The sequence below is a fragment of the Xanthomonas vesicatoria ATCC 35937 genome (assembly GCF_001908725.1).
Lineage (GTDB): Bacteria > Pseudomonadota > Gammaproteobacteria > Xanthomonadales > Xanthomonadaceae > Xanthomonas > Xanthomonas vesicatoria.
This window is the reverse complement of the sequence record NZ_CP018725.1, coordinates 2,378,765-2,391,410: the sequence shown is the minus strand read 5'-3', so window position 1 is coordinate 2,391,410 and position 12,646 is coordinate 2,378,765. Positions and strand designations below refer to the sequence as shown.

Sequence of the window (12,646 nt, the reverse complement as noted above, 5' to 3'; positions counted from 1 at the left end):
AAGTCGGCGCGGATTGTAACGGACCCTGCGCGTGCCAGGCGTTACACTTCACGCCCTTTTTGCCCCAGCCGAGACAACGAAATGAGCGATTGGTCCCTCGACCAAGCCCGCAAGACCTACTCGATCCCGCATTGGGCCGATGGGTATTTCGATGTGAACGCCGCCGGTCACGTGGTGGTCACCCCCACCGTTGACGGCCCGTCGGTGTCGCTGCCCGAGGTGGTGGATGCCGCGCGCGCGGCCGGCGCCAAGCTGCCGCTGCTGGTGCGCTTCCCGGACATCCTGGGCCAACGGCTGGGCAAGCTGCAGGCAGCGTTTGCGCAGGCGCAATCGGAGTGGGACTACGCCGGCGGCTACACCGCGGTGTACCCAATCAAGGTCAATCAGCACCGTGGCGTGGCCGGCACCCTGGCCAGCCATCACGGCGACGGCTTCGGGCTGGAAGCGGGCAGCAAGCCGGAGTTGATGGCGGTGCTGGCGCTGTCGCGTCCGGGTGGGCTGATCGTCTGCAATGGTTACAAGGACCGCGAATACATCCGCCTGGCGCTGATCGGGCGCAAGTTGGGCCTGCAGACCTTCATCGTCATCGAAAAGCCTTCCGAGCTGAAGCTGGTGCTGGAGGAGGCGCGCGCGCTGGACGTCAAGCCGGGCTTGGGCGTGCGCATGCGCCTGGCCTCGCTGGGCGCGGGCAAGTGGCAGAACAGCGGTGGCGACAAGGCCAAGTTCGGGCTGTCGCCGCGGCAGGTGCTGGACCTGTGGAAGACGCTGCGCGACACCGAGTACGCCGACAGCCTGAATCTGCTGCATTTCCACATGGGCTCGCAGATCTCCAACGTGCGCGACATCGCCAACGGCATGCGCGAGGCCACCCGCTATTTCGTGGAGCTTTCGCGCCTGGGTGCCAAGATCAGCCATGTCGACGTCGGTGGCGGCCTGGGTATCGATTACGAAGGCACCCGATCGCGCAGCTATTGCTCGATCAACTACGGCCTGCATTCGTACGCCAGCAACATCGTGCAGCCGCTGGCCAGCGCCTGCGAAGAGCACGGCCTGACCCCGCCGCGCATCGTCACCGAATGCGGCCGTGCGATGACCGCCCACCATGCCGTACTGATCGCCAACGTGTCCGAAGTGGAGCAGGCGCCGGAAGGCCGCGTGCCGGACGCGCACGACGACGAACCGGCGGCGATCCGCCACCTGCGCGAGATCCACGACGAGCTCGACGTGCGCCCGGCAGTGGAACTGTTCCAGGAGGCGCAGCACTTTCATGCCGAAGGGCTGAGCGCCTATGCGCTGGGCCAGATCGACCTGACCCACCGCGCGCGCATCGACGATCTGTTCTATGCCATCGCCCACGGCGTGCGTGCGCGGCTGAGCTTCGACGAGAAGAGCCACCGCCCGGTGCTGGACGAACTCAATGAACGGCTGGTGGACAAGTACTTCGTCAACTTCAGTGTGTTCGAGTCGATCCCGGATGTGTGGGCGATCGATCAGGTGTTCCCGATCGTGCCGATCGAACGCCTGAACGAAGCGCCGCAGCGGCGCGGCATCATCGCCGACATGACCTGCGATTCGGACGGCATGGTCAAGACCTACGTCGAGAACGAGAGCCTGGACAGCTCGATGCCGCTGCACACCTTGAACGCGGGTGAGAGTTATCGCATCGGCTTCTTCCTGGTCGGTGCCTACCAGGAAATCCTGGGCGATATCCATAACCTATTCGGCGATACCGACGCGGTGGAAGTGGCCGTGGATGGTGACGGATATCGCATCGTGCAGCAGCGTCGCGGCGACACCACCGATGTGATGCTCGACTACGTGGGCTATCAGCTGGACACGCTGCGCGCGACCTACGCCGAGCGCATCGCCGCAGCGCAACTGCCGCCCGAGCGCGCGCAGGAATTGCACGACGCGCTGGAGGCCGGCCTGACCGGCTACACCTATCTGTCCGACGAACCGTTGGGCTGAGGCACGTCGCGCGCTGCGGGCCAGTCCTGCAGCGCGCTGATTCTGTCTTCAAACAATGCGGTGCAGGCGTTGAAGCCCGCGCAGGGCACTCGCTCGCGCACTGCCCAACGGCGCAATGCTGCGACCGGCATCCGCCGCGTCGCACGCGATCCCCGATACACAGGCGGCCGCCAGGCACGCCATCGGCCGCGTCTCGATGCCGCAGTCGGACCCGCGTCTAGCAAGCTCAGCCACATTAGGCGCTGCGGTCTGCACAGCATCACACCAGCAAAACGCAGCGACGCTTCATCCAGATGACAGGCAGACGACGTTTGCGTGATTGCGCGATCACCGACCGCATTGCTGCAGAAAACACTTGTTTCATGCGGTGATTTGCGCCATAAGCAGGCGCATCAACGCTGGCGTGCGCACTGGTCTTATGCGTCGCAATCGTTGAAACGGTGCGAACGCTATCCCATGCATCATTGCGCTCGGGAAAATCTGTATCTCATGCACTGTCGTTGCAGATAGCGGGCGCCGCAAAAAACCCGCTGTTTTAAGCAGTGATTCGCACAAAGCGCAGGCGTATCAACGCTGGCGCGCGCACTGGTCTTATGCGTGGCGCTCGCTGCACGTACCGCAATCAACGTCGCGTCTGTTCGCTACCGGGCGCGGCGCGGTTGCGCATTGGGTGCTGTATTTGCGGTGTTTTCTTGCAATGCGCATCGGTGTCGCATCGCATCTGCCTGTGGCTATGCACCCAGAACACTAGTTGAAATCACGCTTCAGCTAAAAAATTTTGCATGTCACGCGCATTTCGTGATTTTTGCACGGTTCTGCGCTCGGACGAATTGTTAGTGTTTGTTTAACTTGTCGGGATACAAGTTGCTCCAATCAGACATCTGCACATCGGGGTTTCGATGGTGCCTGTCGCGTCGTAGTGCGTGTCCATTGTGCGTTTCCACTGCGTATTGCCGGCTTCTGCCGGCAGTCGATGGTGTTTTCTATCTTGCGTTTCATTACCAAGTGCTGATCCGGCGTCACTTTGACCGCAATGCGGTCAAGTCGCTCCGGGCGACCGCGCGCCATACAAAAGGATGCTTGCAATGCACGCCGATGCCGCCCCCCTGGTTCCCTTGACCCGAGCGCAACGCGGCCTGTGGGTGGCCAGCAAGTTGCATACCGACAACACTTTGATGTTGTCCGAAGCGTTGGAGATGTTCGGCCCACTGGATCCTGCGCTGCTGATCCGCGCCACGCTGCAGCTGGCGCGCGAGTTTGACACGCTGCGCCTGTGCATTCACGAGCACGAGGGCGTGCCGCACCAGGTCGTCCTGCCCGAGTACACCGCGCCGGTCCCCTATTTCAACGTCAGCGAAGATCCTTCGCCGCGCAATGCCGCCGAGCACTGGGTGGCCGAGGAAGTCCGCAAGCCGGAGGACCTGCGCAATGGGCCGTTATGGCATTGTGCGGTGTTCCGGCTCGGCGAAGACCATCATATGTGGGTGCAATGCGTCAGCCATCTGGTGATGGACGGCTATTGCGCATCGATCATGATGCAGCGCATGTCGGTGCTTTATAACGCCTACGCCGCAGACGTGGAGCCGGAACCTGCGCACTATGGCAGTGCGTTGTCGCTGGTGGAGATGGAGCAGCAGTACCGCGCCTCCGACCGCTTCCAGCGCGATCGCGAATACTGGATGCAGCAGCTGGCCGATCTGCCGCCACCGGCAACCCTGGCGCGCCCGGGCAACCATCTCTCCACCGGGTTGTTGCGCGGCACCGGGCAGTTTTCGCCGCAGCAGGTGGTGCGTCTGCGCGCGATGGGCAAGGACTACGGCGCTAGCCTGCCGCAGATGCTGATCTCGCTGATCGCCGCCTATTACTACCGCTGCACCGGTGCCGAAGATCTGGTGCTGGCGATGCCGGTGACCGGCCGCATCAATGCGCGCTACCGGCAGACCGCCGGGCTGGTGGCCAACGTGATTTCGCTGCGCCTGAAGATGGACCCGCAGCAGCCGATCCACGCGTTGTTCGCGCAGGTCGCCTCGGTGGTCAGGCATGCCTTGCGGCATCAGCAATACCGCTTCGAGGACGTACGTCGCGACATCGGCATGTTCGGCATCGACCAGAAGTTCGCCCGCCTGGCCGTCAATATCGAAGCCTTCGATTACGCGCTGCGCTTTGGCGAGGCGTATGCGACACCGCATAACCTGTGCAACGGCCCGGCCGACGATCTGACCATCTTCTGTTACGAGCGTGGCAATGGCGCGGCCCTGCGCTTCGATCTGGACGCCAATCCGGCGTTGTACGACAGCGACGAGCTGGCCGAACACTGCCGCCGCCTGACTCATCTTGCCGATGCGGTGCTGGCAAACCCGGAATGCGCGCTGGGCGAAGTAGACGTGCTGGGAGATGCAGAGCGCCGCCAGTTGCTGCACACCTGGAATCACACTGCGGCAGCGCTGCCGGAACCGGCCACGTTGTTGCACGGCATGTTGCAGCGTGCCGAGACGATGCCTGCGGCCGTTGTCGTGCACTACGACAACCGCACCCTGGATTACGCCACGCTATGCGAGCTCGCCTCGCGGATCGCAGCGCAATGGGTAGCCGACGGGGTACGCCCCGGCGATGTGGTCGCAGTCGCCTTGCCGCGCAGCGAGCACCTATTGGTGGCCTTGCTGGCCATCATGTGGAGCGGCGCGGCCTATCTGCCGCTGGACCCGGAAAGCCCCGCGGCGCGCAACCGGCAGATGCTCAACGATTCCGGCGCCATTGCGCTGGTCTGCGAGCCGGCGTTGTGCGACCGCTATCTGCTTGGTGGCATGGTCTGGCTGGACCCACGACCGGCGCACCTGCCAGCGGCCATCGCTCCACTGGCGACCCCGGACGGGACGGCCTATGTGCTGTACACCTCCGGCTCCACCGGCGCGCCCAAAGGCGTGGAGATCAGCCATCGCAACCTGTTTAATTTCCTGCATGCGATGGAACACGAGCTGGCGTTGCGTCCGCGCGACCGCGTCCTGGCAGTCACCACCATCACCTTCGATATCGCCGGGCTAGAGCTGTATCTGCCGTTGCTGGTGGGCGCGTGCGTGGTCATCGCACCGGCGGGCATCAGCCACGACCCGCGCAGTCTGTCGCGCTTGATCGTCCACGAGCAGATCAGCCTGGTGCAGGCCACGCCGTCGCTGTGGCGCATCCTGCTGGCCAATCGGGATCTGGCGCTGGATCGCATCCACGCGCTGGTCGGTGGCGAGGCCCTGGTGCCCGAGTTGGCGACGCAATTGTTGAGCCGCGTCGGGCGCCTGACCCAGTTGTACGGGCCAACCGAAACCACCATCTGGTCGACCATCATGCCGCTGCAGTTGACCGATGCGGCCGCACCGCCGATCGGCAGGCCGCTGCTCAACACACGCGTCTATGTGCTGGATGCGCAGCGGCAACCGCTGCCGACCGGTGCGATCGGCGAGCTGTATATCGGCGGTGCCGGCGTGGCCAAGGGCTATCGCGGCAAGCGCCAGCTCACCAGCGAGCGTTTCGTGCGCGATCCGTTTGCCGACGACGGCAGCACCATGTACCGCACCGGCGACCGCGTGCGTCAGCGTCGCGACGGCTTGCTGGAATTCATCGGCCGCGCCGATGCGCAATTGAAGATCCGCGGTCACCGCGTGGAGCCGGAGGAAATCGAAAATGCATTGCTGCTGCATGCGCAGGTGGCGCAGGTGGCAGTGGTTGCGCACCGCGATGGCGACGGCGCCGTGCAACTCCTCGCCTACGTGGTAGGCAAGCATGGCAACACGCCGTAGGGCGAGTTGCTACGCGCCCATCTGCAACAGCGCTTGCCGGCCGCGATGATTCCAAGCCTGTGGATGCCCTTGCCGGCGTTGCCGCTGACGGCCAATGGCAAGCTGGATCGCCGCGCCTTGCCTGCACCGGGCGCATTGGCCAAGCGCGCGCATGTGGCGCCGCGCGACGCGCTCGAACATCAATTGGCAACCCTCCTGCAGGAGGTGCTGGGTATCGAGGTGGTGGGGGTGGACGATAATTTCTTTGAACTCGGTGGCGACTCGCTGCGCGCGGCAGAAATGGCGGCGCGCTTCCCGCAACTGTTCGGCGTCGAGCTACCGCTGGGCACGCTGTTCCATGCGCCGACGATTACCGGCTTGTCGGAGGTGATCAAACGCAGCGCGCAGGCACCGAACGACCCGCTCGGCGTGCTGCTGCCGATGCGTGCAGGCAGCGCCGGCGCCACGCCGTTGTTCTGCATCCATCCGGTCATTGGCCTGGGCTGGTCGTATCTCACCTTGCTGGGCCAGCTCGATCCGCAGTGGCCGCTGTATGCGTTGCAGTCGCCGGCATTGAGCGACCCGCAGCATCGCCCGGAAAGCATCGAGGCGATCGCCCGCGATTATCTGGCGCGTCTGCGCAGCGTGCAGCCGCATGGTCCGTATCGCTTGATGGGCTGGTCGTTGGGCGGTCTGATCGCGCACGCCATGGCCGCGGAACTGCATGACCTGGGCGAACAGGTGGAATTGCTGGCGATGCTCGACAGCTACCCGCATCTCGAACAGGCCGCCGCGCTGCCCGAAGCGGAAAACGTGCGTGCATCGGTGCATGCGCTGGGGCTGACGCTGGCGCACGACCAACCGATGCCGACCACGGTGGCGCAGCTGGCCAGCTTGTTGTGCGATCACTACGGGCTGACCACCTTGCCGGCAGTGCGGCAGTTGCTGGAGCACCGCCCCACGCTGCTGGACGACCTGGGCGCAGTGACCCAGCATCACCTGCACTTGGCGCGACGTCACCGGCCGCGTGCATTGAATCAGGATGTGCTGTTCGTCGAAGCCAGTGTGCGCATGAGTTCCGGTGGCGACGAGGCGCAATGGGTGGACTACCGGCCGCAGGCATGGCGTCCGTATGTGCGCACGCTGCATCTGCACACCCTGGACAGCGACCATCATTCGATGTTGTCGGCCGCCCACTCGGCAACGCTGTGTGCGCTGCTGCATCAAGCCAGTGCACAGGTAGCGCTGCGCGACGCCAGCATTGCCAGCGCCAACGACGGGGTGGCCGAATATGCCTGAGTTTCTTGCATCGGCCACAGCAAACCGCCCGATCGTCATCGCCACCTTAGGGACGCATGGCGATGTGCGCCCGATCATCGCGCTTGGGCGTGGTCTGCAGCAGCGCGGTTACACGGTGCGGGTACTGACCAGCCCCAACTTTGAAGTGCTGATCCGCGCCAACGGGCTGGAGTTTTTTCCGCTCAGCGGCGACCACCAGAAGCTGCTGCAGGGCAATCCGGACGTCGCAGAAATGCGCGGCGGCTGGCGTGGCATCTGGGGCACCTTGCGTGCGCAGTTGCTGAGCTGGGCGCGCGATTGGGCAGAGCAGGGCAGGGCGGCCTGCGCCGATGCCGGTTTGATCCTCGGGGTGGGCAGTGCAAGTTTCCTGGCGCACAGCCTGGGTCAGGCCTACGGGTTGCCGGTGTGCTTTGCACAACTGCAGCCGCTCACTGCCTCGCGCCATCTGCCGTTGATGGTGATGCCCAACGTACGTCTGCCCGGGCAGGTGAATGTGGCCCTGCACCACGTGGTGCGGTTTGCCGGCTGGCAGCTGATGCGCCCTGCGCTCAATGACATCGTGCGGCCGGCGCTGGGGTTGCCGGCGTATCCATGGCGCGGCCCGGACCGTGCTGCGTTGCGTGTGATCTATGGCTACAGCGCGCAGCTGTGCCCACGCCCGCCGGACTGGCCGCAAAGCGCGCAGATCTGCGGATTCTGGCAACTGCCGCAGCCGCAGTGGCAACCGCCGGCTGCACTGCAGGCGTTTCTGCAGGCCGGGCCGCCCCCGCTGTATCTCGGCTTCGGCAGCATGACCAGCAGCGATGCGGTGCAGCTCACCGCCACGGTCAAGGCCGCCGTGCGCCTGACCGGGCAACGCGCATTGCTTGCCAGTGGCTGGGGCGGTTTGGCAACCGCCGACACCGCAGGCGCAGAGGACGCCGGGCGCTTCTTCCATCTGGAACAGGCGCCGCACGATTGGTTGTTTCCACGGGTGACTGCGGCCGTGCATCACGGCGGCGCCGGTACCACCGGTGCGGCGCTTGCGGCAGGGATTCCGTCGGTAGTGCTGCCGTTCGGCTACGACCAACCGTTCTGGGCGCATTGCCTGGCCCAACGGGGGGTGGCGCCACCTGCGCTTGCACGTGTCGGCCTGCAGCCGGAGACGCTGGCCGAGGCGCTGCGCCAGGCAAGTACACCCACCATGCGCGCGGCGGCACGCGCGCTGGGCCAGCGCATTCGCGACGAAGACGGCGTGCGCAACGCGGTCGATCAGTTGGAAGCCTGGGGCCTGTTGCATCCAGTCGCGCGGGTGACACGGATCGAGCAGGCCGCGGTGGCTTGAGGATGATCGTGCCGTGTCACTCTCAGGCCGCGCGTCGTGCTGGCCGACAGATGCGTGCCAGCATGGGCTAGCAGGACAGGGGCGTCTAACAAGACGCCTGCGCCCACCGTCAGGTGGACACGGCCGTTGTTGGTTGCGCCATGTGCGACTCGTACACGTTGGTTTGAGCGCGCCGTGCGCATCGTCTGACGATTGCTCGCCCGGTAGTGTTAGCCGTTCACGTCGGCGGTGTCATGCGGTGGGGCGGTAGCGGCAAGGGTTAAGCGTTGGGCTGTCGATGCGTGTCGGTCGCCGCCGCCGACCACATCGCTGCTGATCGACGATGCACTCCTCGCCATGCGGCGCAAGTGCAGTGGCATGTCGCAATGCTGCCAACCGCACCCATTGCGCGCTGCCATGGTGGTATTTCAAGGCACGTCCGTCGCAGTGATCGTCTGCCGCTGAATGCCTGTCTGTCGCCTTGGCGGGTGGCGTCTTGCATGCCGATGCTTGCCCAGGGTGCGAGGCCGCCCCGACTGCGGGTCACTTTCGGTCTCGTCTACCGTACTGCACCGCTGGTTACGCAGACAGCGACTTACGCACGGGCGGAGGTCATGCGGCACAATCGGGCTTCCTCATTGCCGATCGCTGATATGCGCTATCCCGCCCTGGACCTGCTGCGTGGTATCGCGATCGTCTGGGTGATGCTGTTCCACGCATTCGTGGTCGGTGGCCTGGGGCCGGACTGGGCATGGCTGTCGCGCTATGGCTGGATGGGGGTGGACCTGTTCTTCGTGCTCAGCGGGTTTTTGATCGGCAGCCAGGTGCTGACGCCGTTGGCGCGCGGGCAGCGCCTGGACTTCAAGGATTTTTATCTGCGGCGCGCGTTGCGCATCCTGCCGGCGTTTGCAGTGGTGTTGCTGGTGTACATCGCGTGGCCGGGCGTGCGCGAAGCGCCCGGCCTGGCGCCGTGGTGGATGTTCGCCACCTTCACCTTGAATCTGTTGGTCGATTACGGCCAGCAGGCCGCGTTTTCGCATGCCTGGTCGCTGTGCGTGGAAGAGCATTTCTATCTGGTCTTTCCCTTGCTGGCCATGCTGTTGTTACGGCGGCCGTCGGCCGGGCGCTTCATTGCGTTGTGCGTGGCGGTGGTGCTGGCCGGCATCGCATTGCGCACCAGCGTGTGGCTGCACAACACGGCGCTGGATCAGGTGGGCGGCGGGCAGCAGCGCAACTGGTTTGTCGAAGATCTCTATTTCCCCACCTGGAACCGTCTCGACGGCCTGCTGGCCGGCGTGGTGCTGGCGGTGCTCAAGGTGTTCCGTCCGCAGCTCTGGCAACGGCTGCAGCAGCGCGGCGGCACCTGGTTGCTTGCCGGCGTTGCGGTCATGGCGCTGGCAATGTGGCTGTTTCGCGAGCGCACCGGGTTGATCGGCAATGCGTTGGGTTGGCCGGTGCTCTCGCTCGGGCTGGCATTGCTGGTGCTGGCAGGCACTGCCACCCACACGCTGTTCGGCCGGCTGCGGGTGCCGGGCGCGGCATGGCTGGCGGCGATCTCCTACAGCCTGTATCTGACCCACAAGGCAATGTTCCATGTGACCCAGACCTGGTTCGGCGCGGCATTGGACGGCCGTGGCGTGCTGGCATTTGCGGTGTATGGCGTGGTTGCGCTGCTGGCGGGCGCATTGCTGCACTACAGCGTGGAGCGTCCTTTCCTGCGGCTGCGCGGTGTGTTGCTGCGTAGCCGTGCGCAATCGGGCGGCATAGCCGAGTCGGCGTAGCGCAGCTTGCGGAATCGCTGAAAAGAAAAGCCGCGCAGTGCGCGGCTTTCGAGAATCGCTGTGCGTGTCTGCAGTGGATCAGCAAGGGGCGATAGAGGGGGCGCTCACCACCCACGAGGCGGGTCGGAACCCCGCTGCCACACCGTGGATGTGGGCAGCGCATCTTCACTGCGGGTCGCCGCAGATGCGGCGTCGTTTCCTCACTGCGCGTCGCGCGCCACCTGAAACCCGGCGAACGACTGCGTCACCGGCATGATCTCAAGACGGTTGATGTTCAAGTGCGCCGGCAGGCTAGCGACATAGAAGATCTGTTCGGCGATGTCCTCGGCCGTCATCGGGGTGGCGCCGCGGTACAGCGTGTCCGATGCGGCTTGGTTGCCGCCGGTGCGCACCAGGGTGAACTCGGTTTCGGCCATGCCCGGTTCGATCGAGGTCACGCGCACGCCGGTACCGTGCAGGTCCGCGCGCAAGCCCAACGAAAACTGCTGCACAAACGCCTTGGTGCCGCCGTAAACGTTGCCGCCGGTGTACGGGTAGGTCGCCGCGACCGAGGCGATGTTGATGATGGCGCCACGACGCGCGATCAGCGCCGGCAGCAGACGGTGGGTGAGGGTGACCAGCGCGGTGACATTGGTGTCGATCATCTGCTGCCACTGCGCAAGGTCGGCCTGCTGCGCGGGCGCGGTGCCCAGTGCCAGACCGGCGTTGTTGACCAGCACATCGATGTCGGCAAATGCGGCTGGCAGCGTGTCGATGGCCGCCGACAAGGCCTGCGCATCGCGCATGTCGAACGCGGCGGTGTGCACCTGGCCGGCGGGCAGTTCGGCCGCCAGTGCATCCAGGCGCTCGGCACGTCGACCGGTGGCGATGACCTTCCAGCCGGCGGCGGCAAAGCGGCGTACCGCTGCGCTGCCGAATCCGGAGGTGGCACCAGTGATCAGGACGGTCTTGGACATGGGAACTCCAGGGGAAGGGGGAGGCTTAGTACAGCTAGAAAACGTAAAAAGCAGTGGTCAGAGGGGGGTGGCTGGCGCGTCCGGAATTAAAGCGTACGAGTGATGCATGCCACACCGAGCAAAGGCCCCGCCCGCCTGGCGGTGAGCGCAGTGGTCGTATCAGCCACTCTCAGGGACCAGGAACCGGGCGTGCAGCTGCGTCCTGACGTGCGCGCAGCATGTCCGCAGTGAGCGGTTCGCGAGCCAATACATGTCCTCGACGCAACCGCAGCAGCACATAGCTGGCGGGCACATCGGACGGTGCGTTGTCTGCAGCCGGCAGAGCGGCAATCACCTCGCCATCCACCCACACCGCCGCGACCGGCGCGCGCTGGTCGGGGAACAGCACTGACAGCGGCAGCTCCGGCGGCGCCTTGGCGCAGGCGCCCAGCACCACGCGATCGAGCACCAGTTGCTGGGCATCCACGCGCCAGAACGCCTGATAGCCGCGCCAGTTGGCGCTGCAGCCGCCCAGCGCACTGCCTGCCTGCGCCACGAAGCGCTTCCAGGTGGCGGGGTCATCCAGCGGCCCGGACAGCGGCTCGGCCAGCAACGTTGCCTGCCGGCCATCGATCTGGATCTGGTCGGGAATCTGCTCGGTGGCCTGCGCCGTGCCGGCCAGCGCAAGCAGCCCTAGCAGCGCAATGGCGAGGCGACGCATCACGGCGCTTACTGCGCCTTGATCGCGATGGCCGGCAAGCCGCTGCCGGTGAGCTTCTGCTTGGCTTCGGCCAGCTCGCTTGCGGTACCGTACGGCCCCATGCGCACGCGATAAACCTTCTTGCCGCTGATGTCGGCCGATTCCACGCGCGCGGCAAGCCCCATCATCGCTAGCTTGGCCTTGGTCGACTCGGCGTCGCCAGAGGCGCCGAACGAGCCGGCCTGCAGGATGTAACGGGTGTTATCGGTGGCGGCCGGTGCTGCCGTCGCCGTCGCCGGAGGCGCAGCGGCCGGCGTGGTGAGGGCCGCTGTGGTGGCCGGTGCTGGCGTGGCTGCCGGACGTGTCTGAGTGGCTTCCGGCAACGGCTTGGGCGCGCTGGTGGCGGTTTCCTTCAACGGCATCGGCACGCTGGCCGCTGGCGTGGCCGCAGCGACACTGGCCGCTGCTCCCGGCGCCGGCGCGATGGGCTTGCCTTCCAATGCAGCGCGCGCACGCGCGGCTTCTTCGGCACGTGCACTGGCAGCCAGCTCGGCGTCGGACATCTGCACTTCCTTGCCGGGCAGCACGGTGTAGAAGTCGTATTGGGTCTGGGCATCGCCCGGCTTGGGCTGCGGCTTGGGCGGTTGTGCCCCGGGCTTGGGCAACTCGGCCGGCGTATCGGTGTCGGCATCGGCCACCGGTTCGGGCTGCGCGTCCGGATTGGCTCGCGGCCCCACCCGCAGGAAGCCGTCGCCGTCCTTCTTGAACAGGTTGGGTGCAGCCAGGAAGATCACTGCCGCAATCGCGGCGCCCGCTACCAACCACACCCAACCGGGCGTGCCATGGCTGGTGTTGCGTCGTGCCTGGCTCTTACCGCGTCGTGCTGCCATCTA

At 65.5% G+C, this 12,646-nt stretch carries 6 protein-coding genes, 1 other RNA gene and 1 pseudogene; 5 read left to right on the top strand and 3 right to left on the bottom strand.

Features of this window, described 5'->3' with window-relative positions:
- The first annotated feature begins 81 nt into the window (after window positions 1-81).
- The 5 genes and pseudogenes from speA (at window position 82) to BJD12_RS10455 (ending at window position 10,118) form a co-directional block, all read left to right on the top strand.
- Complete coding sequence (speA, locus tag BJD12_RS10475; RefSeq protein WP_005989231.1) at window positions 82-1,968, top strand: arginine decarboxylase; 1,887 nt, start codon at window positions 82-84, stop codon at window positions 1,966-1,968.
- Between the two features lie 1,142 nt (window positions 1,969-3,110).
- Window positions 3,111-7,034, top strand: a pseudogene (locus BJD12_RS10470) (amino acid adenylation domain-containing protein).
- Complete coding sequence (locus tag BJD12_RS10465) at window positions 7,027-8,358, top strand: glycosyltransferase (RefSeq protein ID WP_039424665.1); 1,332 nt, start codon at window positions 7,027-7,029, stop codon at window positions 8,356-8,358. Before BJD12_RS10470 ends, BJD12_RS10465 begins: the two are co-directional and overlap by 8 nt.
- A 140-nt stretch (window positions 8,359-8,498) precedes the next feature.
- A non-coding RNA gene (locus BJD12_RS10460) (sX9 sRNA) lies at window positions 8,499-8,573 on the top strand.
- Window positions 8,574-8,990: 417 nt separating this feature from the next.
- Entirely contained in the window at window positions 8,991-10,118 is a 1,128-nt protein-coding gene (locus BJD12_RS10455) for an acyltransferase family protein (RefSeq protein ID WP_042828381.1), read from the top strand.
- Between the two features lie 200 nt (window positions 10,119-10,318).
- Here BJD12_RS10455 and BJD12_RS10450 read toward each other — a convergent pair whose 3' ends face one another.
- The 3 genes from BJD12_RS10450 to BJD12_RS10440 all read right to left on the bottom strand — a co-directional run bounded on the left by BJD12_RS10450 (window position 10,319) and on the right by BJD12_RS10440 (window position 12,643).
- Complete coding sequence (locus tag BJD12_RS10450) at window positions 10,319-11,074, bottom strand: SDR family NAD(P)-dependent oxidoreductase (RefSeq protein ID WP_005995556.1); 756 nt, start codon at window positions 11,072-11,074, stop codon at window positions 10,319-10,321.
- A gap of 169 nt (window positions 11,075-11,243) precedes the next feature.
- Window positions 11,244-11,777: a hypothetical protein gene (locus BJD12_RS10445; protein ID WP_042828382.1), complete on the bottom strand. Its 534-nt coding sequence runs from the start codon at window positions 11,775-11,777 to the stop codon at window positions 11,244-11,246.
- Between the two features lie 5 nt (window positions 11,778-11,782).
- Window positions 11,783-12,643 (bottom strand): SPOR domain-containing protein, encoded by an 861-nt coding sequence (locus tag BJD12_RS10440; RefSeq protein ID WP_042828383.1) that lies wholly within the window; start codon window positions 12,641-12,643, stop codon window positions 11,783-11,785.
- Window positions 12,644-12,646 lie beyond the last annotated feature (3 nt).